23 protein-coding genes are annotated in these 23,783 nt (G+C 59.2%); 11 read left to right on the top strand and 12 right to left on the bottom strand.

The annotated features are described in order from the left end of the window. Positions 1–95: 95 nt before the first annotated feature. Positions 96–1,157, bottom strand: coding sequence for an LPS export ABC transporter permease LptG (lptG, locus tag ACA061_RS04820; protein WP_150594934.1), 1,062 nt, complete (start codon positions 1,155–1,157; stop codon positions 96–98). Continuing rightward, a complete protein-coding gene (gene lptF, locus ACA061_RS04815; RefSeq protein ID WP_497300724.1) occupies positions 1,150–2,271 on the bottom strand; it encodes an LPS export ABC transporter permease LptF in 1,122 nt (373 codons plus the stop codon). Before lptF ends, lptG begins: the two co-directional genes overlap by 8 nt. Positions 2,272–2,847: 576 nt before the next feature. Here lptF and ACA061_RS04810 point away from each other — a divergent pair. The 5 genes from ACA061_RS04810 (at position 2,848) to rlmF (ending at position 9,539) form a co-directional block, all read left to right on the top strand. After that, positions 2,848–4,338, top strand: a complete 1,491-nt coding sequence (locus ACA061_RS04810) for a leucyl aminopeptidase (protein ID WP_497300723.1) — start codon at positions 2,848–2,850, stop codon at positions 4,336–4,338. 57 nt (positions 4,339–4,395) lie between these two features. Next, entirely contained in the window at positions 4,396–4,824 is a 429-nt protein-coding gene (locus tag ACA061_RS04805) for a DNA polymerase III subunit chi (RefSeq protein WP_210554571.1), read from the top strand. A gap of 8 nt (positions 4,825–4,832) precedes the next feature. Next, positions 4,833–5,216 carry a DNA polymerase III subunit chi gene (locus tag ACA061_RS04800; RefSeq protein WP_150617212.1) on the top strand — a complete coding sequence of 128 codons (384 nt, stop codon included), beginning with the start codon at positions 4,833–4,835 and terminating at the stop codon, positions 5,214–5,216. Positions 5,217–5,432: 216 nt separating this feature from the next. Next, positions 5,433–8,279 carry a valine--tRNA ligase gene (locus tag ACA061_RS04795; RefSeq protein WP_042557780.1) on the top strand — a complete coding sequence of 949 codons (2,847 nt, stop codon included), beginning with the start codon at positions 5,433–5,435 and terminating at the stop codon, positions 8,277–8,279. 240 nt (positions 8,280–8,519) lie between these two features. Then, a complete protein-coding gene (gene rlmF, locus ACA061_RS04790) occupies positions 8,520–9,539 on the top strand; it encodes a 23S rRNA (adenine(1618)-N(6))-methyltransferase RlmF (protein WP_150603743.1) in 1,020 nt (339 codons plus the stop codon). Between the two features lie 194 nt (positions 9,540–9,733). Here rlmF and ACA061_RS04785 read toward each other — a convergent pair whose 3' ends face one another. Next, complete coding sequence (locus ACA061_RS04785; protein WP_150603742.1) at positions 9,734–10,015, bottom strand: HU family DNA-binding protein; 282 nt, start codon at positions 10,013–10,015, stop codon at positions 9,734–9,736. 395 nt (positions 10,016–10,410) lie between these two features. Between ACA061_RS04785 and yejK the strand changes: the two genes are divergently transcribed. Together yejK and ACA061_RS04775 are read left to right on the top strand one after the other, a co-directional pair. After that, the gene (gene yejK / locus ACA061_RS04780; protein WP_042557778.1) at positions 10,411–11,415 is read left to right on the top strand and encodes a nucleoid-associated protein YejK; all 1,005 of its coding nucleotides are present in this window, start codon (positions 10,411–10,413) and stop codon (positions 11,413–11,415) included. Beyond that, positions 11,415–11,765 carry a glutaredoxin family protein gene (locus ACA061_RS04775; protein ID WP_150617211.1) on the top strand — a complete coding sequence of 117 codons (351 nt, stop codon included), beginning with the start codon at positions 11,415–11,417 and terminating at the stop codon, positions 11,763–11,765. The genes yejK and ACA061_RS04775 overlap by 1 nt, the downstream gene beginning before the upstream one ends. A 93-nt stretch (positions 11,766–11,858) precedes the next feature. Here the strand turns inward: ACA061_RS04775 and ACA061_RS04770 are convergent, their stop codons facing one another. The 5 genes from ACA061_RS04770 to ACA061_RS04750 form a co-directional block, all read right to left on the bottom strand. Continuing rightward, on the bottom strand, positions 11,859–12,794 hold the full coding sequence (locus ACA061_RS04770; protein WP_497300721.1) for a glutathione S-transferase family protein: 936 nt from the start codon (positions 12,792–12,794) through the stop codon (positions 11,859–11,861). A gap of 84 nt (positions 12,795–12,878) precedes the next feature. Then, the gene (locus ACA061_RS04765) at positions 12,879–13,181 is read right to left on the bottom strand and encodes a GIY-YIG nuclease family protein (RefSeq protein ID WP_150617209.1); all 303 of its coding nucleotides are present in this window, start codon (positions 13,179–13,181) and stop codon (positions 12,879–12,881) included. 39 nt (positions 13,182–13,220) lie between these two features. Then, on the bottom strand, positions 13,221–13,691 hold the full coding sequence (locus tag ACA061_RS04760) for a nuclear transport factor 2 family protein (RefSeq protein WP_042557775.1): 471 nt from the start codon (positions 13,689–13,691) through the stop codon (positions 13,221–13,223). A gap of 209 nt (positions 13,692–13,900) precedes the next feature. Next, positions 13,901–15,205: a CynX/NimT family MFS transporter gene (locus ACA061_RS04755; RefSeq protein ID WP_497300719.1), complete on the bottom strand. Its 1,305-nt coding sequence runs from the start codon at positions 15,203–15,205 to the stop codon at positions 13,901–13,903. Continuing rightward, positions 15,195–15,854: a FadR/GntR family transcriptional regulator gene (locus tag ACA061_RS04750; RefSeq protein WP_150594946.1), complete on the bottom strand. Its 660-nt coding sequence runs from the start codon at positions 15,852–15,854 to the stop codon at positions 15,195–15,197. The genes ACA061_RS04755 and ACA061_RS04750 overlap by 11 nt, the downstream gene beginning before the upstream one ends. A gap of 166 nt (positions 15,855–16,020) precedes the next feature. Here ACA061_RS04750 and ACA061_RS04745 point away from each other — a divergent pair, with 166 nt between their 5' ends. Continuing rightward, entirely contained in the window at positions 16,021–16,332 is a 312-nt protein-coding gene (locus tag ACA061_RS04745) for a type II toxin-antitoxin system MqsR family toxin (protein ID WP_095188819.1), read from the top strand. Then, entirely contained in the window at positions 16,329–16,817 is a 489-nt protein-coding gene (locus ACA061_RS04740; RefSeq protein WP_095188818.1) for a type II TA system antitoxin MqsA family protein, read from the top strand. Before ACA061_RS04745 ends, ACA061_RS04740 begins: the two co-directional genes overlap by 4 nt. A 52-nt stretch (positions 16,818–16,869) precedes the next feature. Here the strand turns inward: ACA061_RS04740 and ACA061_RS04735 are convergent, their stop codons facing one another. The 4 genes from ACA061_RS04735 to ACA061_RS04720 all read right to left on the bottom strand — a co-directional run bounded on the left by ACA061_RS04735 (position 16,870) and on the right by ACA061_RS04720 (position 21,032). Beyond that, positions 16,870–17,634, bottom strand: coding sequence for an amino acid ABC transporter ATP-binding protein (locus ACA061_RS04735; RefSeq protein WP_150603734.1), 765 nt, complete (start codon positions 17,632–17,634; stop codon positions 16,870–16,872). 10 nt (positions 17,635–17,644) lie between these two features. Beyond that, complete coding sequence (locus ACA061_RS04730; RefSeq protein WP_210554567.1) at positions 17,645–18,742, bottom strand: amino acid ABC transporter permease; 1,098 nt, start codon at positions 18,740–18,742, stop codon at positions 17,645–17,647. A gap of 10 nt (positions 18,743–18,752) precedes the next feature. Further along, the gene (locus tag ACA061_RS04725; protein WP_210701480.1) at positions 18,753–19,934 is read right to left on the bottom strand and encodes an amino acid ABC transporter permease; all 1,182 of its coding nucleotides are present in this window, start codon (positions 19,932–19,934) and stop codon (positions 18,753–18,755) included. Positions 19,935–20,000: 66 nt separating this feature from the next. Then, entirely contained in the window at positions 20,001–21,032 is a 1,032-nt protein-coding gene (locus ACA061_RS04720) for an amino acid ABC transporter substrate-binding protein (RefSeq protein ID WP_042557768.1), read from the bottom strand. 468 nt (positions 21,033–21,500) lie between these two features. Between ACA061_RS04720 and ACA061_RS04715 the strand changes: the two genes are divergently transcribed. Together ACA061_RS04715 and rhlB are read left to right on the top strand one after the other, a co-directional pair. Further along, the gene (locus ACA061_RS04715; RefSeq protein WP_150603731.1) at positions 21,501–22,157 is read left to right on the top strand and encodes an alpha/beta hydrolase; all 657 of its coding nucleotides are present in this window, start codon (positions 21,501–21,503) and stop codon (positions 22,155–22,157) included. A gap of 96 nt (positions 22,158–22,253) precedes the next feature. Beyond that, on the top strand, positions 22,254–23,732 hold the full coding sequence (rhlB, locus tag ACA061_RS04710) for an ATP-dependent RNA helicase RhlB (protein ID WP_497300716.1): 1,479 nt from the start codon (positions 22,254–22,256) through the stop codon (positions 23,730–23,732). Positions 23,733–23,783 lie beyond the last annotated feature (51 nt).

The raw sequence follows: 23,783 nt of genomic DNA, 5'->3' as shown, positions 1-23,783 counted from the left end.
GTCACGTTCACCTGTCACCCGGATTGCATGCAAAAACGCCCCGATCTGTCGACCGAGGCGTTTTCAAGGTTAAACGGCGGATGAAAGCTTGTTCATCAACCGGCTCGTCTAAGCAGCCAGACACCCGCCAGCGCACAGACCCCAGCCGGTACAAGCACCGCAAACAAAGGCGAGAAACCGAACACCAGGCTCGATGGGCCGAGCAAATCCTGGACGATGCGGAAGGTGAAACCCACCAGCACACCCGTGAACACACGCTGACCCAATGTCACCGAACGCAACGGGCCGAAGATAAAGGAGATTGCCATCAGTACCAGTGCAGCGGTCACCAGCGGCTGCAACACCTTGACCCAAAATGCCAGCCAGTAACGACCGTTGCTCAGGCCCTGCTCGGCCAGATAGTGGATGTAACCCCACAAACCGCTGATCGACAGCGATTCCGGCGCCATGACCACGGTGCTGAGCAATTGCGGGCTCAGTGCCACATCCCAACGCTCGGTTGGCATGTTCACGACTTCAGTGCTGCGCTCATTGAACCTGGTGGTCGACACGTCGCTGAGCTGCCAGTGATCGCCGTCGAACTCGGCCTTTTTGGCAAAGCTCGAACTCAGCAGATGGCGCTCCTTGTCGAAGTGGTAGCGGGTCACGCCATACAACAGGCCGTTGGGTTGCACGGCATTGATGTGGATGAACTCTTCACCCTGACGGTGCCACATGCCGTGCTTGGCGCTTTGCGCGTCGCCACTGCCCTGAGCCAGCGAGCGGTTGGCCTGGGCCATGCTTTCGGTGGCTGGCGCGACGTATTCGCCGATCAGCACGCCGGCCAGCATCAGCACCAGCATTGGCTTCATGACCGCCCAGACGATACGGCCGATGGATACGCCCGCGGCGCGCATCACGGTCAGCTCGCTGCTGCTGGCCAGACTGCCGAGGCCAATCAGACAGCCGATCAACGCCGCCATCGGCAGCATTTCGTAAAGACGACGCGGTGCGGTCAGCAGCACGAAGCTCAGCACGTCAACCAAGGTGTAGGTTTCGCTGACGTCTCCCATTTCATCGATGAAGGCAAACAGTGTCGCCAGGCCGAGAATGATCGCCAACACAGCGATGATCGCCATGAACACGCTGCTGCCGATGTAGCGGTCGAGTTTAACCACGAGCCACCTCCAGCGCAGCGGCGCGACGGCTGGCCATCTTCAGGCGCAGCGGCTCCCAATAGAGCAGGCCGAGGCCGATGAACAGGAAGATCGCATGCACCCACCACAAGCCGAGCGTCGGGTGGATCTTGCCTTTTTCAAGGGCGCCGCGCGCGGCAATCAGGATGGTCAGGTAAGCCATATAAAGAAGAATCGCCGGCAGAAGCTTGAGGAAGCGCCCTTGACGCGGATTGACTCGCGACAGCGGCACCGCCATCAGGGTCACGATAAACACCAGCAATGGCAGGGACAGGCGCCATTGCAGTTCGGTCTTGGAGCGGATGTCGTCGCTGCCCAGCAAGGACGAAGTCGGCATGGCGTCACGGTCGGTGACTTCTTCACTGACGTCCGGCTTGGGCAGCAGCACGCCATAGTTCTCGTAATGAATGGCGCGGTAATCAGCCTGGCCCGGGCTGCCGTCGTAGCGATAGCCGTTATCGAGGATCAGGTAGCGATTGCCGTCGGGGCGGATTGCCTGGCGACCCGATTCGGCTACCAGTACGGAAATCCCGCGGTCCTTCTGATCGGCGCCAAGGTTCTTCTGCGAGATGAACACGCCGCCCAGATTGACGCGATCATCGCTCAGGGTTTCGGTGTAAGTCACCCGACTGCCGTCGCGCAGGGCCTGAAAGCGACCAGGCTCCAGGGTGTCGAATTCGGTCAGCGCGTCCTGCTTGTTCAGCAGCAACTGGAACTGGTTGGCACCTTGCGGCGCCAGACCCAGGCTCAGCCAGGCCACGACCAGCGCAACCAGCGTCGCCGGAAACAGGGTCATGCGCAGCAGCTTCTGCTGACTCATGCCGGTGGCCGAGAGCACGGTCATTTCGCTTTCCAGGTACAGGCGACCGTAGGCCAGCAGGATCCCGAGAAACAGGCCCAGCGGCAGAATCAACTGCAGGAAGCCCGGCAGGCGAAAGCCCATGATCAGGAACAGCGAGCCCGGATCGAGCTGACCGGCAGCGGCCTGAGCGAGGTATTTGATGAAGCGACCGCTCATGATGATGACCAGCAGCACCGCACTCACGGCGCTGAGGGTCAACAGAACTTCGCGGGACAGATAACGGAAGACGATCAAACCAGACACTCCAGGGTTGTCAGGCTAAGGCGGCCAAACAAGCAAACACATCGACCGGCCCGCTACGCAGAGCCGTCGGAAAAAGATGCGGCATTATCCTGTGATTGAGGGCGCCTGTCACTGCGCACACTCATCCACGCACGCAATACGTTGAAGATCGTCCAGCCCAGGGGGCGTTCTCAATTGGTTTTCACACCGCGCCGGGTCTGCTGTTGTGCAGGGCAAGGCGCGAGAAGCGCGGTTTGGTCATTCCAAATAAGCTTCGAGCAACGCAGCCCTGCACAACAGCAGGCCCGGCCCTTCGGGTTGTGCTTTAAAGCCGGCCAGGCTGCGTTGCAGGCCTTGGAAAGGGAACAACCATTCCCAGCGGCCTGCGCCTTGCATGGCCGGCTTTAAAGCGACAACGCGGTGTGAAAACTAATTGAGAACGCCCCCTAGGGTTGTCAGGCGCGGGGAGCGAGGTTCAAACTGCGGCCCTTGTCGCAGGCTTTGGCCTGCGCCTCTTCTATTTATAAGCAGGCGACTGCGGACACCGTCGAACGCCTGTGTGTTGACCATTCATTCAGGGATCCGGACATGGAACTGGTTGTAAAAAGCGTTAGCCCAGAAACGTTGAAAACCGCCACCCTGGTGGTTGCCGTCGGCGAAGGCCGCAAACTCGGCGCTGCTGCCAAACAGATCGACGAACTGAGCGGCGGCGCCATCAGCGCCGTACTCAAGCGTGGCGATCTGGCCGGCAAGGTCGGTCAGAGCCTGATGCTGCACAGCCTGCCGAACCTCAAAGCCGAGCGAGTGTTGCTGGTCGGCGTCGGCAAAGATGAAGAACTGGGCGATCGCCCGTTCCGCAAAATCGTGGCCGGCATCCTCACCACTCTCAAAGGCCTGAATGGCAGCGATGCCGTGCTGGCGCTGGACGAAGTCATCGTCAAGGGCCGCGACAGCTACGGTAAAACCCGTCTGCTGGCCGAAACCCTGGTCGACGGCGAATACTGCTTCGATCAGTTCAAGAGCGTAAAAGCCGAACCACGCGCACTGAAAAAAATCACTCTGTTGACCATCAAGGCTGCACAAGCCGAAGTGCAACGCGCCGTGACCCACGCCACTGCAATCGCCAACGGCATGGCCTTCACCCGCGACCTGGGCAACCTGCCACCGAACATCTGCCATCCGACGTTCCTTAGCGAGCAAGCCAAGAATCTGGGCAAAGAGTTCAAGGACCTGAAAGTCGAAGTCCTCGACGAGAAGAAGATCAAATCCCTGGGCATGGGCTCGTTCTACGCCGTCGGCCAGGGCAGCGAACAGCCGCCACGCCTGATCGTCATGCAATACAACGGCGGCAAGAAATCCGAGAAGCCGTACGCCCTGGTCGGTAAAGGCATCACCTTCGACACCGGCGGCATCAGCCTGAAACCGGGCGCCGGCATGGACGAAATGAAGTACGACATGGGCGGCGCCGCCAGCGTGTTCGGCACCCTGCGTGCCGTGCTTGAGCTGAAACTGCCGATCAACCTGGTGTGCATCCTCGCCTGCGCCGAAAACATGCCAAGCGGCAATGCGACCCGTCCGGGCGACATCGTCACCACCATGAGCGGCCAGACCGTGGAAATCCTCAACACCGACGCCGAAGGCCGTCTGGTGCTGTGCGATGCCCTGACCTACTCCGAGCGCTTCAAGCCGCAAGCGGTGATCGACATCGCCACCCTGACCGGCGCCTGCGTAGTTGCTCTGGGCGCTCATACTTCGGGCCTGCTGGGCAACAACGACGAACTGATCAGCCAACTGCTCAGCGCCGGCCAGACTGCCGACGATCGCGCCTGGCAGCTGCCGCTGTTCGACGAGTATCAGGAGCAACTGGACAGCCCGTTCGCCGACATCGCCAATATCGGCGGGCCGAAGGCCGGCACCATCACCGCCGCATGCTTCCTGTCGCGTTTCACCAAGAACCTCAACTGGGCGCACCTGGACATCGCGGGCACCGCGTGGACCAGCGGCGGCAAGGACAAGGGCGCCACTGGCCGTCCAGTCCCTCTGTTGACCCAGTACCTGCTGGACCGCGCCAAAGCCTGAAACCGCTGATGAGCGGCGTCACTTTCGGGTGACGCCGTTTGCCGCTCTGGAACCGCAATGACCAAAGTCGACTTCTATATCCTGCCCAGCGCCGATCCTTCCGCGCGCCTGGACTTTGCCTGCAAGCTCACCGAGAAAGCCTGGCGCATGGGTCACCGCATCTATCTGCATTGCAGCGATGCCGCTCAGCGTGATGATCTCGATGCGCGCCTGTGGGCATTCAAGGGCGAAAGCTTCGTGCCTCACGGCCCGACTGACAGCGAACCGGACGGTTTGATTGTCCTGGGGCTGGGCGATGACTGCGGTCAGCATCAGGATTTACTGGTCAATCTGGACCTGAAAGTCCCGGCCTTCGCCAACAAATTCGCCCGAGTGGCGGAAGTGGTGGTAGAAGATCCGACGATTCGAGCTGCCGCGCGGGAGAGTTTTCGCTTCTACCGCGAACAAGGCTATCCTCTGCAAGACCACCGATTACAGCGACTCTGAGCATTCCAATGGACACTCCGAAACCGCAGCAAAAGTCCGCGCACCTGCTGGATGATCTCGAATCAATCCGCCAGTTGCTCGGCGATGACAACCTGCAACCGCCACTGCTGACCGATACGGTCGATGACGGTGAGCAGGAACAGATTCCGATGTTGTTCGACTCGGTCGGCAACGTCCCCCCAGCCGCTGAATCGCCACCGGCACCCGCTGCGCAACCTGCAGCAACCGTCGATAAAGGCCCGGATGCCCTGCTACACCTGGACAGCGAACTGCGCGCCGCCGCGCAATTGATCATGCAAGACGTGATCGACGACTTCGCGCCGCACATCGAAACCGAAATCAAACGCCGCCTCGATGCGCGCATGGAACGGCTACTCAGCCAGTACGAATAACCCCCGATCCCTGTAGGAGCTGCCGCAGGCTGCGATCTTTTGACTTTGGTTATAAAAAACAGGATCAAAAGATCGCAGCCTGCGGCAGCTACTACATGGAAATCGTCGAACCATAAGACTGGTCGACGCATTGTCCTGCCCCGCTCGCCCTCGGCCCCATGGCTCGCTATACTTCCCGGCTTTTCCTGAATAAATGCCAATAGGGTCCCGCCGCGCATGGATAAGACCTACCAGCCGCACGCCATTGAAACTTCCTGGTACAACACCTGGGAGTCCGAGAACTACTTCGCCCCGCAAGGCGCGGGCGATTCCTACACCATCATGATCCCGCCGCCGAACGTCACCGGCAGCCTGCACATGGGTCACGGTTTCAACAACGCGATCATGGATGCCCTGATCCGTTTCCGCCGCATGCAGGGTCGTAACACCCTGTGGCAGCCGGGCACCGACCACGCCGGTATCGCCACGCAGATGCTGGTGGAACGTCAACTCGAAGCCAAGGGCCAGAGCCGTCACGACCTCGGCCGCGAGAAATTCCTCGAGAAAATCTGGGAATGGAAAGATGAATCCGGTGGCAACATCAGCCGTCAGATCCGTCGCCTCGGCTCGTCCGTTGACTGGAGCCGCGAGCGCTTCACCATGGACGACGGTCTGTCCGAAGCGGTTAAAGAAGCGTTCGTGCGCCTGCACGAAGACGGTCTGATCTATCGCGGCAAGCGTCTGGTCAACTGGGACACCAAGCTGCACACGGCGATTTCCGACCTCGAAGTGGAAAACCACGACGAGAAAGGTTTCCTGTGGAACCTGAAATACCCGCTGGCTGACGGCGCGAAAACCGCTGAAGGCAACGATTTCCTGATCGTCGCGACCACCCGTCCGGAAACCATGCTCGGCGACTCCGCCGTCGCGGTGAACCCGAACGACGAGCGCTACAAAGCCCTGATCGGCAAGTTTGTCGAACTGCCACTGGTTGGCCGTCGCATCCCGATCATCGCCGACGATTACTGCGATCCAGAATTCGGCACCGGCTGCGTGAAAATCACCCCGGCCCACGATTTCAACGACTACGAAGTCGGCAAGCGCCACAACCTGCCGCTGCTGAACATCTTCGACAAAAATGCCCACGTACTGCCGGCCTGTCAGGTGTTCAACCTCGACGGCACGCTGAACGAGAGCATCGACGGCAAGATCCCGGCTGAATACGCCGGCCTCGATCGTTTCGAAGCGCGCAAGCAGATCGTTGCCGCGTTCGACGCTGCCGGCCTGCTGGTCAGCGTTGACGACCACGGCCTGAAAGTGCCGAAAGGCGACCGCTCCGGCACCATCATCGAGCCGTGGCTGACCGACCAGTGGTACGTGTCGACCAAGCCTTTGGCCGAGCCTGCGATTGCTGCTGTCGAAGACGGCCGCATCCAGTTCGTGCCGAAACAATACGAAAACATGTACTTCTCGTGGATGCGCGACATCCAGGATTGGTGCATCAGCCGTCAGTTGTGGTGGGGCCACCGGATTCCGGCCTGGTACGACGAGTCGGGCAAGGTCTACGTCGGTCGCGACGAAGCCGAAGTGCGTGCCAAGAACAACCTTGGCCCGGACGTTGCGCTGCAACAGGATAACGACGTTCTCGACACCTGGTTCAGTTCGGGTCTGTGGACGTTCTCCACCCTCGGCTGGCCGGAAAAAACCGAGTTCCTGAAGAAATTCCACTCCACCGACGTGCTGGTCACCGGTTTCGACATCATTTTCTTCTGGGTCGCCCGGATGATCATGATGACCATGCACCTGGTGAAGAACGAAGACGGCACGCCGCAAGTGCCGTTCAAGACCGTTTACGTGCATGGTCTGGTGCGTGACGGCCAAGGCCAGAAGATGTCCAAGTCCAAGGGCAACGTCCTTGACCCGCTGGACATCATCGACGGCATCGACCTGGAAACGCTGGTGCAGAAACGCACCTCGGGCCTGATGCAGCCGAAACTGGCGAAGAAGATCGAGAAGCAGACTCGCGACGAGTTCGCTGACGGCATCGCCAGCTACGGCACCGACGCCCTGCGCTTCACCTTCTGCTCGCTGGCGTCCACCGGTCGCGACATCAAGTTCGACATGGGCCGCGTTGAAGGCTATCGCAACTTCTGCAACAAGATCTGGAACGCCGCACGTTATGTTCTGGACAAGGGCGAAGACTGCGGCCAGAACGGCGAAGCCTACGAACTGTCGCTGGCGGATCGCTGGATCATCTCGCAGCTGCAACGCACCGAAGCCGAAGTGACCCGTCAACTGGATCAGTTCCGTTTCGACCTCGCGGCGCAAGCGCTGTACGAGTTCATCTGGAACCAGTACTGCGACTGGTATCTGGAATTGTCCAAGCCTGTGCTGTGGGACGAAAACGCCCCGGTCGAGCGCCAGCGCGGCACCCGTCGCACGCTGGTTCGCGTACTGGAAGTGGCGCTGCGTCTGGCGCACCCGTTCATGCCGTTCATCACTGAAGAAATCTGGCAGCGCATTGCGCCGCTGGCCGGTATCCAGGGCAAGACGATCATGCTGCAACCTTGGCCGGTGGCCAACGAAGAGCGCATCGATCCGGCTGCCGAAAGCGACATCGAGTGGCTCAAGGAACTGATGCTCGGCACGCGTAACATCCGTGGCGAGATGAACATCGGCCCGGGCAAACCACTGCCGATCTACCTGAAGAACGTCAGCGCCGAAGACCAGCGCCGTTTGACCGAGAACGAAGCGCTGCTGAAGAAGCTGGCGCGTCTGGAATCGATCACCGTTCTGGCCGCTGGCGAAGAAGCACCGCTGTCCGCCACCGCACTGGTCGGCGAGATGGAAGTGCTGGTGCCTATGGCCGGCCTGATCGACAAGGCTGCGGAACTGGCGCGTCTGGACAAGGAAATCCTGCGTCTGCAGGGCGAAGTCCAGCGTGTTGGCGGCAAGCTGTCCAACGCCGGTTTCGTCGACAAGGCCCCGGCCGAAGTCATCGAGAAGGAACGCGCCAAACTGGCCGAGGCTGAACAAGCCCTGGGCAAACTGGCCGAGCAGCACGCGCGGATTGCCAGCCTGTAACAGCAAATCGCAATGAAAAAGGGAGGCCCGCAATGGCCTCCCTTTTTTTGTACCCACCACAAACCTCGTGTAGGAGCTGCCGAAGGCTGCGATCTTTTGATCTTGTCTTTTAAAATCAACATCAAAAGATCGTCCGATCGCGGCCCAAGCCTTCGGCAGCTCCTACATGGGTTCGGCGTAGACTTCATCAATGTGGGACAATACCCGCCACTTTCAGCCATACCCGAATCGACCACGCCCATGAACGCCCCCCGCACACCTCGCCCGCCGCGCAAAAAGCCTGATTCCGCCACCCCGGCCAAAGCCGTGGAACCGCGTGAAAAGGCCAGCCTGCACCCGCGCAACCGCCATCAGGGTCGTTACGACTTCCCGGCGCTGATCAAAACCACGCCGGAACTGGCGAAGTTCGTGATCATCAACCCGTACGGCAAGGAAAGCATCGACTTCGCCAGTCCAGACGCGGTGCGCGTGTTCAACCGGGCGCTGCTCAAGTCGTTCTATGGCATCCAGCATTGGGATATCCCGGCTGATTACCTTTGCCCACCGGTCCCGGGCCGTGCCGATTACGTGCACTTCCTGGCAGATCTGTTGGCCAGCATGAACGACGGCAAGGTCCCGCGCGGGGCGATCATCAACGTGCTGGACATCGGCATGGGCGCCAACTGTGTGTATCCGCTGATCGGTAACAGCGAATATCGCTGGCACTTCCTCGGCTCGGAGGTTGACCCGACGGCCGTGGCCGCAGCCAAGGCTATCGTCCAGTCCAACGACCTGAACAAGGTCATCCAGCTGCGCCTGCAGGAGAACCGCAAGCACATCCTGATCGGCCTGCTGGAGCCGGGCGAGCGTTTCGACTTGACCATGTGCAACCCGCCGTTCCACGCCTCGATGGACGAAGCGACCAAGGGCAGCGAGCGCAAATGGCGCGCACTGGGCCGCGCCGATCCAACACGCAAACTGCCGGTGCTGAACTTCGGCGGTCAATCGGCCGAGTTGTGGTGCGAGGGTGGTGAAGCACGTTTCGTGACGCAATTGATCGCCGAGAGCGCCAACTTCCAGCACAAAGTGCTGTGGTTCAGCACTCTGGTCTCGAAAGCCTCGAACCTGCCAGCCATTGAAACCGCCCTGAAAAAGGCCGGCGTACTGGAAAGTCAGGTGGTGGAGATGTCTCAGGGGCAGAAACAGAGCCGCTTCGTCGCCTGGACCTTCCAGACCAAGTCCGAACAGCAGATCTGGCGCCGCGAGCGCTGGACGCGCTAAGACTGAGTCACTGCATGATGTTCGTGTAGGAGTTGCGGCACGCTGCGATCTTTTGATCTTGTTTTTTCACAAGCCAGATCAAAAGATCGTCCGATCGCGGCCCGAGCCAGGGACCCAGTGAAGATTCACCAAATCGCAGACACAAAAAAACCGTGCCCGGATCACTCCGGTGCACGGTTTTTTCTTGCTGCGTCTTACTTGTTCACAGCGTCGGTCAGGCCTTTGGCCACAACCAGCTTGATCACTTTCTTCGCAGGGATTTCGATGGCAGCGCCAGTCGAAGGGTTACGGCCAGTGCGGGCAGGACGCTCGGTCACTTTCAGCTTGCCGATACCTGGCAGAGTGATTTCGCCGCCGTTTTCCAGCTGATCGGCAACGATTTGGCCCAGTTGGTCCAGAGCGCTACGCGCGGTGGTTTTCGGCGCGTCGATAGCTTCAGCGATGTCGGCGATCAGTTGGTCTTTAGTAAGAGCCATGTAGTGTTCCTTCCCTATCAAATTCATATGGATTGCAGAGTGCAGTGTCAGCCATCGAGCCCGATCTTCTGGATCTGGCACCCTCGGCGATAACCACGACGAGTCGGGTTATAGATACCGAAATCAGGGTTTGGTTCGACCTGACAAATGCTGATTGCACGCTTAACGCAGTGACTTCGCGTAAGACCGGGCAAAACTAGCACAGAGACAAGGAAATATCCGCCTCTAGCTACCCATTTGGTCAGCTTTATTACGCTAAACCGGTAAAAAACTGCATAAGCGCCGCACAGCGCCCAGGATTTGCCCCTCACCCGGCGCCAAAACCAGTGATTGCGGTACACTGGGCGCTTTTTCGGGGGAGCCTGCCCTCCTCCCATCCAACAGCCGAGAAGCCCATGCCGATCCGTCATTGCATCGTCCACCTGATCGACAAAAAACCCGACGGCACGCCCGCAGTTCTGCACGCCCGTGATTCTGAACTGGCAGAGTCGGCGGCCATCGAGAACATGCTCGCCGACCTCAACGAGAGCTACAACGCCAAACAGGGCAAAGCCTGGGGGTTGTTCCATCCGGAATCCGGCGCGTTCCCGTTCAGCGGATGGCTGAAGGAATACATGGAAGGTGGCAGGGACTTCACCGCGTTCAGCAAAGTGGCGGTCGAGCATCTGCAGAAGCTGATGGAAGAGTCGAACCTGTCAGTCGGCGGCCACGTGCTGTTCGCCCACTACCAGCAAGGCATGACCGACTACCTGGCCATCGCGCTGCTGCACCACAGCGAAGGAGTGGCCGTCACCGACTCGCTGGACGTGACCCCGTCGCGCCACCTCGACCTCGGCCAGTTGCATCTGGCAGCTCGGATCAACGTCTCCGAGTGGCAGAACAACAAGCAGTCCAAGCAGTACATCTCGTTCATCAAAGGCAAAAACGGCAAAAAGGTTTCGGAATACTTCCGCGACTTCATCGGCTGCCAGGAAGGCGTCGACGGCCCGGGCGAGACCCGCACCCTGCTCAAGGCTTTCAGTGACTTCGTCGAGAGCGAAGACCTGCCGGAAGAGTCCGCCCGCGAGAAAACCAAGACCCTGGTCGATTACGCCAGCAGCCAGGCCAAACTCGGCGAGCCGATGGGCCTGGAAGAGCTCTCGGAGTTGATCGACGAAGAACGCCCGAAAGCCTTCTACGATCACATCCGCAACAAGGATTACGGCCTGTCGCCAGAGATTCCGGCGGACAAACGTACCTTGAACCAATTCCGCCGCTTCACCGGCCGCGCAGAGGGCCTGTCGATCAGCTTTGAGGCGCACCTGCTGGGCTCGAAGATCGAGTACGACGAAGAGAACGGCACCCTGATGATCAAGGGTCTGCCAACCTCTCTGACCGATCAGCTGAAGCGCCGTAACTGATGCTCGGTAATGTGCTGAAAAAGGTCGCGCTGGTTCTGCTGGTGGTCGTGATCTATCAGAACTGGGGCAAGATCGAGCGGGTGTTCAACCCCTCGCAGATGGTTGCCGAGCAGACGCGGGCGCAGGCTAATGTCGTGCTGTATGCCACAGACTGGTGCGGCTACTGCAAGCAGACCAAACGCTTTCTCGACAGCAAGGGGATTGCCTTCAAGGAATTCGACATCGAGAAGGATGGCGAGGCGCGCAAGGCGTACGAGGCACTGGGTGGGCGCGGGATTCCGCTGATCGATGTGAATGGCACGTTGATTCGCGGGTTTGATCCGGACGAGATCCTCGCCGCATTGAAATAACAGCAAGATCAAAAGATCGCAGCCTGCGGCAGCTCCTACAGTCGGATTGATGTTATCCGTGTAGGAGCTGCCGCAGGCTGCGATCTTTTGCTTTTAGCGTGCTTCGATACGGAAACCGAACCGCGGGAAGTGCACATGCACCACGCCGGCACGCTCGTCTTCGCGCCGCACGATCAACTGCTCACGACCGGCAAACAGCAACTCGCCCACCACCGGATCAACCCCGTAATCCGTTGCGGCAATTGCCACCTGCTGCCCGGCCTTGAACCCGTTCGGGTCAACAAACTGTTCATCCGGCAATGCCGCTGGCGTCGCATTGCGTGCAACCTCCAGCGCCTCGTCGGACGTCATTTCGCTCGCAGCGCCATGCCCGAAGCCCAACACACGTCCCAGCCACGCGACGACGGCTGGATACTCATCCACCAAAGGCGCTGTCACATGGGTCGCCTTGAGAAACCACATCGGGTGCGCCAAAGCAAAGTCGGCAATCGATGGATCGCCGAACAGGAAATCACCTTGCTCGCGCTGCAACTGCTGCTCCAGACGCGCCATGATCGTCAGCCATTGATGCTTGGCTTGTTCGGTAGACAAACGCGTGGCGCTGCCACCACTGAACAGGCCGGCACGGTCGGCCATAAACGCCTTGATCGCTTCCGGCGGTAATTTGCCGAAACGCACGGCAACCGATTCCGGCTGGAACACCAGACTGACGGCATGCTGGAACACCACCGAGTCCGCCCACGTCGCGAAACTCGCGGAGGTCATTTCCTGACCTTCGGGGAAAAACGACGGCTGTGCCTTCTCTTGCTCAAGTCGGCGGGCGATCAACGAAGTGTCGCAATAGATGTCAGCGCCGATCTGCAGCACAGGGGTTTTGCGATAACCACCGGTCAGGGCGGTCAGATCCGGTTTCGGCATTACCGGCGAGATGTTCACCGAGCGCCAGGACAGACCTTTGAAACCCAGCAGCAGACGGGCCTTCTCGGCAAATGGAGAGGTCGGGTAATGATGCAGAATCAACTCGGACATGCTCGGCTCCGCCGCTCAGAAAGTGAGTCGGCAGCTTAGCGCGCATTTACTTAGCAGCCTACAGATCTGGCTGATGGGAACTGATCAGTCAGATTGATAAGACGCGACCAGACACTCCTTCGCACTCTTGCGCAGTTTTTTGATCAACCTTTCCTGCCGCAAGGCGTCGCTCTTGTCGCGACAAAGCTCGGTGTAAACCAGCGCCATCGCCGGGCTGGACAGGAAGAAGCGCGCGCCTTTACCGCTCTGATGCTTGGCAAAACGGCGGACAGGATCATCGCTGATCCCGCAATACAACGAACCGTTGGCCGCGCGCACGAGATAGACGAACCAGGATTTGCTCACTGGCTCGACAACATCGACAGATTTTTCGCTAAGGCTGGTCACTTCGGGATCAAGACGCGTAGGAAACAGGCCGCGATCTTATCAGCGACCGGCCTGAAATGCCTTCAGTCCCTTCAGCGCCTGGGCACGCACTGCGTTACGCACCAGAGGCGTCCAACCGAGCAGCAGACCTTTGAAACCGAGGGCCTGACGCGACCAGCGCCACAGATCGAAATGATCATGGTGCTCGCAGATCTTGCCGTCACGGAACACGAAGCGTGCCTGGATATCGTTGACCACCACATTGCCGGTCTGGCTGAACAGGTAAGTCGCGACCCAATGTGCACCGCCGCTGCGCTCGTCGGCGCGAACGTTGTCGAAAGTCAGCGAAAAGTCTTTGGCGCGAGTGGTGAGCATCCGCCACATGTCGCCAGCATCACGCCCGCGCAGCTCACCAAAGGCCGGATCGCTGAACACTACATCGTCGGTGTAACACGCAGCCATGGCCTCGGCGTCGAGACGCTGGAAGGCCTGATAGAAGCGGGTGATCAACGCAGCGTGGGCGTCACTCATGGGCAAACTCCAAGGAATGGACAGATTGCCAGCACGATAATCTGCAAAGCGCGGAAACACTATCGGCATTCGTGCACCGAATACCATCAGCGTCTTCGTTCAGCACAAACCCTGTAGGAGCATTCGAGTGCAACGAGGCTGCGATCTTTTGATCCTGGTCTTTAAAATCACCATCAAAAGATCGCAGCGTGCCGCAGCGCCTACATGAATCAGATTTTTTCGCTTGTGACCTGCACATACAGCGTCCGCCCGGCGCCGAGGCCGGCGATGATCGCCCCAGTGCCAATGATGCCGAAGATCCAGCCCACCGCATTCCAGCCGCCCGTCCAGTCATGCACAACGCCGACTGCAAACGGCCCCATCGACGCCAGCGTGTAGCCGAAGCCTTGGGCCATGCCCGACAGGTTGGCTGCGACATGGGAGTCACGCGAACGCAGTACGATCAACGTCAGCGCCAGACTGAATGCACCACCCTGCCCCAGACCGAGCAGAATCGCCCAGCCCCACAGGCCTTCGATCGGCGCATAAAGGCAACCGAACAGACCGCCGAGGGTCAGCGCCATCACCACCACAATCGCCAGACGCTGATCCTTGCCACGAGTCGCCAGCCACGGCGCCGCGAGTGAACTGGCGAGCTGAACGATCACCGAACCGGACAGTACCAGGCCGGCCTGAGTCGGCGTCAGACCGCGCCCAATCAGGATCGACGGCAACCAGCCGAACACGATGTAGGCCAGCGACGATTGCAGGCCCATGTACAAGGTCACCTGCCACGCCAGCGGATCACGCAACAGTCCGCGCACGCGATAAGCAACATTGTGCGCACCGTGTTTCTGGCCGACTTGTGGTAGCCAGAACACCGCAGCGACCAGCGCCGGTATCACCCAGAAACCCAGTCCCACGGCCCAGCTGCTGCCGAAGTGTTCACTTAACGGCACGCTCGATCCCGCCGCCATCGCGGCACCGAGACACAGCGCCATGGTGTAAACGCCCGTCATGGTGCCGGCGTGTTTGGCGAAGTCGCGCTTGACGATGCCCGGCAGCAGCACGCCAATGATGCCGATACTGGCGCCGCCCAATACGCTGCCGGCAAACAGACCGATCTCACCGAAATTGCTGCGCAAGATAATCCCGCCTGCGAGGGTCAGGAGAATCCCCAACACCACTCGCTCGGCACCAAAACGCCGGGCCAGAATCGGCGCCAGCGGTGCAAACAGGCCGAGGCACAGCACCGGCAACGTGGTCAGCAGACCCGCCTGCGCAGCAGACAGCCCGAGGCTTTTTGAAACATCGCTGAGCAGCGGTGCCAGGCTCGACAGCGCCGGACGCAGGTTCAGCGCCACCAGAATCAAGCCCAGCAGCAACAGCCATGGCCGGCGCACCAGCGGATGGCTTTGCTGCACTTGTTCGTCATCAGCCTCGGCATCGATCAGCAGCTCTTCAAGCTCTGCCGTGCGTTTCGGGGCTGTGGATATCTCGTTGCGGGGCATGGATTTCTCTGTTTCAAGGTTCATTGATCAACTGCCTCGATAAGGCTTTGGCCCGTTCCGGGTCGCGTTGTTCGACGGCATCGAGCAACTCGATGTGCAGGTCGAACACTTCCTGACGGCGCGGAACGATGTTCAGCGTCTGGCGCAATTGCGCGCCGACGATGCTGGAGAAATAGCGATATAGCTCGCTGAGTGTCGGGTTGTGCGCGGCGTCGACCAAGCGGCGGTGGAACACCAGATCGCAGGCGATGTAGGTATCGAGATCGCCGTGGTAATGACTGCCGCTGGTGCCGAGCGCTTCACGCAAGGCGACCAGGTCTTCATCGGTGCGGCGCAACGCCGCGAGGCCAATGGCCTCGACCTCAAGGATGTGCCGGGTTTCCCGCGCTTGCTCTAGCGAACAACGCGAGAGCGCCTTGAGGGTGTCCAGCGGATCAATCAGCGCACGCAGATAACTACCGTCGCCCTGGCGAATTTCAATCAACCCGGAAAACGCCAACACGCGCATGGCTTCACGCACGGTGTTGCGGCTGATGCCCAGCTCGGCGCACAGCTCGGGCTCGGTCGGCAATCGCTCGCCGACCTGCCAGGTGCCGCTGTTGATGCGCTGACGCAATTGATCCAAGGCCTGATCGACCAAAGACCGCTTAACAAGTGGAGAAATGTCTGACATAGGATTCGCCCTTTCATCCAATCATAGGATGAATTTTCCGACATGGTAGTCAGACCCGTGTAGGACGGCAACCACCTAGGGTGAATGGGAGGGAAATGGAGCGGAATTTTCGATTAGTCAAAATTACCCTTTAAGGGTAATTTCAGGGACAGGGCTTTGGTTTCTTATGGAGAAGAACACGCCCCATTACGACTTGGCGGTGATCAAGGCTGAGGTCCGGCGGCTTGGAAAAAAAGCCTTCACAAAGACCTCGGCAGATTCAGGCGAGTATCTCGGCTTCAGCATCAGCGAGATGCAAGAGATCGTTTTCGAATTGCAGAACAGGATGTTGTACAAATCGATGACCAGCTACGACGATCATCGGGTCTGGCAAGACGTGTATCACACCCATTCACAAGATCTGGAGATTTACATCAAGGTGACCTACCGCCCCGGTGGCGGCCCACCGGTAATCTCCTTCAAGGAGAAAAACCCATGAAAACCCAGCAATGTGTCAGCTGCGGTGCACGTGAGGGAATGAGACATTTTGCAGGGCGCGGCGAAACCCTGAGTGTCAAAGGCATGGAGCGCCGTGTAGATGATCTTTCTGGTTGGGAATGCCAGCAGTGCGGAGAGGTTGAGTGGGATCACGATACCGATAGCGCAGAACGTTATTGTGATGCAGGGGATGAGTTGGTTTTCGCTGCCAGGCAAATGATCGGCGCCGAGATGAAGCGTATTCGGCGCAAATTGCACCTCACGCAAAAAGAGACGGTGCAACTGCTGTCCGGTGGAGGGCATAACGCGTTCTCTCGCTACGAACGCGGCGAAATACTACCGCCCAAGGCGTTGATGCTGCTGATGCGACTATTGGATCGTTACCCGTACTTGCTGACCGATGCGAAAATTCTCGGTGAAGGTGCAGACTTGAGAGGCTTCAAGCACACCATCCACAAAGAACACGAAACCCTCACCGTATCCTGACCCCAAAAAAACAAACCCGGCACTTGGCCGGGTTCGTTTTACACATCAGCCATCAATGCAGAATCTGGCTCAGGAACAGCTTCGTCCGCTCATTCTGCGGATTATCGAAGAAGTCGTTCGGTGCCGCCTGCTCAACAATCTCGCCCTTGTCCATGAAGATCACGCGATTGGCCACGGTACGGGCGAAGCCCATTTCGTGGGTTACGCAGAGCATGGTCATGCCGTCTTCGGCCAGACCGATCATGGTGTCGAGCACCTCTTTGACCATTTCCGGATCGAGGGCCGACGTCGGTTCGTCGAACAGCATGATTTTCGGTTTCATGCACAGCGCGCGGGCGATCGCCACACGCTGTTGCTGACCGCCGGACAGTTGCCCCGGAAACTTGTGCGCCTGCTCCGGAATGCGTACGCGTTCCAGATAATGCATGGCGATTTCCTCGGCCTTGCGCTTGGGCATCTTACGCACCCACATCGGCGCCAGGGTGCAGTTCTGCAAAATGGTCAGGTGCGGGAACAGGTTGAAATGCTGGAACACCATGCCGACTTCACGGCGGATCGCTTCGATCTGCTTGAGGTCGTTGGTCAGTTCCACGCCATCGACAACGATGCGGCCCTGCTGGTGTTCTTCCAGACGATTGAGGCAACGAATGGTGGTCGACTTGCCGGAACCCGACGGGCCGCACAGGACGATACGTTCGCCCTGTTTGACGTTGAGGTTGATGTCTTTGAGCACGTGGAACTGGCCGTACCACTTGTTGACGCCCTGCATCTGAATAATGCCTTCAGGGCTCACAGGCTTTTTGATTGCTTCACTCATTACAGAACTCCTAACGCTTGTGGCCAGTGTCGAGCTTGCGTTCCAGATGCATGGAATAGCGCGACATACCAAAACAGAAAATCCAGAACACCAGGGCGGCAAACACGTAGCCTTCGGTGGCCATGCCCAGCCATTTCGGATCGGCAGCGGCTTGCTTGACGCTGTTGAGCAGGTCAAAGAGGCCGATGATGATCACCAGACTGGTGTCCTTGAACAGCGCGATGAAGGTGTTGACGATGCCGGGAATCACCATTTTCAGGGCTTGCGGCAGAATCACCAGGCCCATCGAACGCCAGTAGCCCAGGCCCATCGCAGCGGCCGCTTCGTACTGACCCTTGGGGATCGCTTGCAGACCGCCGCGCACCACTTCAGCCACGTAGGCCGACTGGAACAGGATCACGCCGATCAGCGCCCGCAGCAACTTGTCGAAGTTCATGCCTTCGGGCAGGAACAGCGGCAGCATTACCGAGGACATGAACAGCACCGTGATCAACGGCACGCCGCGCCAGAACTCGATGAAGGTCACGCAGACCACTCGAATCGCCGGCATGTTCGAACGTCGACCCAGCGCCAGCACAATCCCCAGCGGCAAGGCTCCAGCGATACCGACCGTGGCGATTACCAGAGTCAGCATCAAACCGCCCCATTGGCTGGTCGCGACGGTTTGCAGGCCGAATACGCCGCCGTGCAGCAGGCACCAGGCGGCAATCGGATAGATCACCAGAAAACTCAGCCCGTATACCGCTTTACGCGGGAAGCGCGAGATGAACAGTGGCGCCACGCCGATCACTGCCAGCCACACGGTCAGGTCCACGCGCCAGCGCAAGCCGGTCGGGTAGTAGCCATACATGAACTGACCGAAGCGTTGCTGGATGAACACCCAGCAGGCGCCCTCCTTGGTGCAATCGGCCTGGGTGGTGCCGATCCAGTTGGCGTCGATGATCGCCCACCCCAGAATCGGCGGAACGATCAGGTAGATCAGGTAGAACGCGAACAGCGTCAGCAAGGTGTTGAGCCAGCTGGAGAACATGTTCGCGCGCATCCATGCCACTACGCCGATGCTACTGCTCGGTGGGGGCATGTCGGGTTTGAAAGTATGAGTACTCATGCGCTTTTCCTTACCGCTCGATCAGCGCAATGCGCTTGTTGTACCAGTTCATCAGCAGGGAAATGCTGATACTGATCGCCAGGTACACGCTCATGGTGATCGCAATCACTTCGATCGCCTGACCGGTCTGGTTCAGCACGGTGCCGGCGAACAGCGAAACCATTTCCGGATAACCGATACCGGCGGCCAGCGAGGAGTTCTTCGCCAGGTTCAGGTATTGGCTGGTCAGCGGCGGGATGATCACCCGCAGTGCCTGGGGAATGATCACCTTGCGCAGGGTCGGGCCTTCACGCAAACCGAGCGAACGGGCCGCTTCGGTCTGGCCGTGGCTGACCGACTTGATCCCCGAACGCACGATCTCGGCGATAAACGCCGCGGTGTAAACGGTCAAGGCCAGGGTCAAGGCCAGCAGTTCCGGGATAAGCACCCAGCCGCCAACGAAGTTGAAGCCCTTGAGCTCAGGCATTTCCCAGTGCAGCGGAGCACCGAAGATCAGCGCGCACAAACTCGGGATCACCAGCAGCATCGCCAGACCCACCCAGAACTTGTGGAACGGCTCACCGGTCGCTTCAAAGCGTTTGTTGGCCCAGCGGCACATCAGCACGATGCCGACGATGGCCACCACGACACTGATCACGAACGCCCAGAAACCATCAGCTGCCAGCGCGGCCGGCATGTTCAGGCCACGGCTGCTGACAAAGAAAGTGTCGCCGAAGTTGTGGCTGTTGCGCGGTCCCGGCATGGTCAGGAACACCGCGAAGTACCAGAACAGGATTTGCAGCAGGGGCGGAATGTTGCGGAAGACTTCCACATACACGGTCGCAAGCTTGCTGATGATCCAGTTCGGCGAAAGACGCGCGACACCAATGATGAAGCCCAGCAGAGTCGCCAGGATCACGCCGATGATGGTCACCAGCAATGTATTGAGCAGACCGATCACAAACACGCGGGCATAGCTGTCCGCTTCGGTGTAGTCGATCAGGGTTTGAGCGATGCCGAACCCGGCACTGCGCTCCAGAAAGCTGAAGCCGGAGGTGATGCCCCGGTGTTCAAGGTTGGTTTGTGTGTTATCGAACAGGAACCAGCCCAGGGATACGACTGCCACGATAGTGACGATCTGAAATACCCAGGCGCGCACTCGTGGATCGCTGAGGCTAAACCTCTGCTTTGGTGCGCCGATTGAATTTTGCATGAAGTGCCCCGGAAAAAATGGAACAAGAACATCACCCGGCGGTTGGCCCGCCGGGCGATAGAACCATTAGCGCACTGGTGGTGCGTACTGAATGCCGCCGTTGTTCCACAGGGCGTTCAGGCCACGGTCGATTTCCAGCGGAGTGTTCTTGCCGAGGTTTTTCTCGAACACTTCACCGTAGTTGCCGACCTGCTTGACGATCTGCACGACCCAGTCCTTCGGCAGTTTCAGGTCTTTGCCGTATTCACCGTCAGCACCGAGCATACGAGCGACGTCCGGATTCTTGGTGGACTTGGCTTCAGCTTCGACATTCTTCGAAGTGATGCCGGCCTCTTCAGCGTTGAGCATGGCGTAGCCAGTCCAGCGCACCACGGCCAGCCACTCGTCGTCGCCGTTACGCACGACCGGACCCAGTGGTTCCTTGGAAATGGTTTCCGGCAGAACCACGTAGTCTTTCGGCGAAGCCAGTTTGCTGCGCTGGGCGAACAGCTGGGATTTGTCGGAAGTCAGCACGTCGCAACGACCGGATTCCAGCGACTTGGCGCTTTCATCGGAGGTGTCGAAAGTGATTGGGGTGTATTTCAGACCGTTGCCGCGGAAGTAGTCGGAAACGTTGAGCTCGGTGGTAGTACCGGCCTGGATGCAGATGGTTGCGCCGTCCAGCTCTTTGGCACTCTTCACGCCCAGCTTGTTGTTTACCAGGAAGCCGATGCCGTCGTAGTAGGTAATGAAGCCCGGGAATTTCAGGCCCATGCCCGCATCACGGGAGCTGGTCATGGTGGTGTTGCGCGACAGGATGTCGATCTCGCCGGACTGCAGCGCGGTGAAGCGCTCCTTGGCGTTCAACTGACTGAATTTGACCTTGGTTGCGTCGCCGAATACGGCAGCGGCTACTGCGCGGCAGAAGTCAGCGTCGATGCCGAGGATCTTGCCGGTAGCGTCCGGTACCGAGAAGCCCGGCAGACCGTCGCTCACGCCACATTGCACGAAACCTTTCTTCTGCACGGCATCCAGGGTTGCACCCGCCTGAGCGAACCCGCTGACGCCGAGTACTGCTGCTGCAGTCACGATCGCCAGAGTGGATTTCAACATCTTCATTCAAACCTCCAGTTTTGCTCTTGTTGTGTCGGAGCTTGAGTCCAGTCGCACCCTTTTGAGGCGGTGTTGACCCTAGTTGGCTTTTTATTGGGTCAACCGACGTAAAGACCTTCGCTATGAGTGTTTCAGGAGAAAATCCACATCATGGACAACTCACTTCTCACCAATTGGCCGAACGGGCTGTAGCCCTTTCATATTCGCTAAGCCCATGGCGGCCATTGGCGAACATCCATTACCGGATTCTTTGCATCCCATCGCCAGGCGTTCACTGATAGTGTTACCGCCAGACGCGAGATCGGTTGCACGCTTCAAGCCATAGCAAAGCCCGTACCACACCGGCCGCTGAAGCACATAAGCGACAGGTCAATAGCAAAACTTGTACCCTTGCGACATCTTCTTAACGGATCAACCGGGCGCGCACTTCAATCACGCACTCAATGAGAGCGCCCGCACATATTTGGAGCAGACATGACCGAGCCCTTGATTCTTCAGCCTGTTAAGCCCGCAGACGCCTGCGTGATCTGGCTGCACGGCCTCGGCGCCGACCGCTATGACTTCCTGCCGGTCGCCGAGGCATTGCAGGAAAGCCTGCTGAGCACACGCTTCGTGCTGCCTCAGGCGCCGACACGCCCTGTGACAATTAACGGCGGATACGCCATGCCGAGCTGGTACGACATCAAAGCCATGAGCCCGGCGCGGGCGATCGATCGCGATGAGCTGGAAGCGTCGGCCGATCACGTCATTGAATTGATCGAAAACGAGCGAGCCAGCGGAATAGACGCCTCGCGGATTTTTCTCGCGGGTTTCTCCCAGGGTGGCGCCGTGGTCTATCACACCGCTTTTCTGAAGTGGCAGGGGCCGTTGGGTGGCGTGATGGCGTTGTCGACGTATGCGCCGACGTTCAGTGAAGAACTGCAGTTATCGGCCAGCCAGCAACGAATTCCGGTGCTTTCGTTGCACGGTCAGTTCGACAACGTTGTGCAAAACTCCATGGGCCGCACTGCTTATGAGTATCTGAAGGCCCATGGTGTCACCGTGACATGGCAGGAATACCCAATGGAGCACGAAGTGTTACCCGAGGAAATTCGTGATATCGGTACCTGGCTGAGCGAGCGCCTGCGCTGATTATCCGCACAACGTCCGCCCTTTGATCATCACACTACGCCGCGCCCGTTTCTTGCATTACACTGGCCGGCGTACATTCCTTAACCAATTGATGAGATGACCGTGCTCGAAGCACTCAAGAAAATGTTCGGTAAAAGCGAGGCTGAGCAGCTCGCGCCAGTTACCCGTGCGCCGTCGCACGCCGCCGGTCATCGCAACGATGCCCCGCAGGCCGACCGCCCCGCTCCCGCAGCGGCACCGATGCAACAACCGCAACCTGCACCGGCCGCGCCAATCGCCGCCGAGCCTGCCCGCAGCGAAGCGCCAAAACCGCTCAAGCCGCGTCGCGAACCCAAGCCCAAGGCACCGGTCATCCCGTGGAAACTCGAAGACTTCGTCGTCGAACCTCAGGAAGGCAAAACCCGTTTTCACGATTTCAAGCTTTCTCCAGAGCTGATGCACGCCATTCAGGATCTGGGCTTTCCTTATTGCACGCCGATCCAGGCGCAGGTGCTGGGCTTCACCCTCGCCGGCAAAGACGCCATCGGCCGCGCCCAGACCGGTACCGGTAAAACCGCCGCGTTCCTGATCTCGATCATCACTCAGTTGTTGCAGACCCCGCCGCCGAAAGAACGCTACATGGGCGAACCCCGTGCGCTGATCATCGCGCCGACCCGTGAGCTGGTGGTGCAGATTGCAAAAGACGCCGCTGACCTGACCAAGTACACCGGTCTCAACGTGATGACGTTTGTCGGCGGCATGGATTTCGACAAGCAGCTCAAGCACCTTGAAGCGCGCCACTGCGACATCCTCGTCGCGACCCCAGGCCGTCTGCTCGACTTCAACCAGCGCGGCGACGTGCATCTGGACATGGTCGAAGTCATGGTGCTGGACGAAGCCGACCGCATGCTCGACATGGGTTTCATCCCGCAGGTTCGGCAGATCATTCGCCAGACCCCGCCGAAAAGCGAACGTCAGACGCTGCTGTTCTCCGCGACGTTCACCGAAGACGTGATGAACCTCGCCAAGCAGTGGACCACCGACCCGTCGATCGTCGAGATCGAATCGCAAAACGTGGCCAACGAAAACGTCGAGCAGCACATCTTTGCCGTGGCCGCTGCCGACAAATACAAACTGCTCTTCAACCTGGTCAACGATAACGGCTGGGAGCGGGTGATCGTGTTTGCCAACCGCAAAGACGAAGTACGCCGAATCGAAGAACGCCTGGTGCGCGATGGCATCAACGCCGCGCAACTGTCTGGCGACGTGCCGCAGCACAAGCGCATCAAGACCCTGGAAGGCTTCCGCGAAGGCAAGATTCGCGTATTGGTCGCCACCGATGTTGCCGGTCGCGGCATCCACATCGACGGCATCAGCCACGTCATCAACTTCACCCTGCCGGAAGTCCCGGACGATTACGTGCACCGCATCGGCCGTACCGGTCGTGCCGGCGCCGATGGCGTATCGATCAGCTTTGCCGGTGAAGACGACTCCTACCAGTTGCCGTCCATCGAAGAGAAGCTCGGCCGCAAGATCAGCTGTGAAACACCTCCAACGCATCTATTGCGTGCAGTCGAGCGCAAGCGTCCAGAGTAAGCGACACGATAGAAGAGAAGCGCAGCCGGCAACGGACTGCGCTTTTTTTGT

It is taken from the genome of Pseudomonas sp. LBUM1668 (assembly GCF_059695715.1).
Note: the sequence above shows the minus strand (reverse complement) of the source record. Positions and strands in the feature narration are given on the sequence as shown.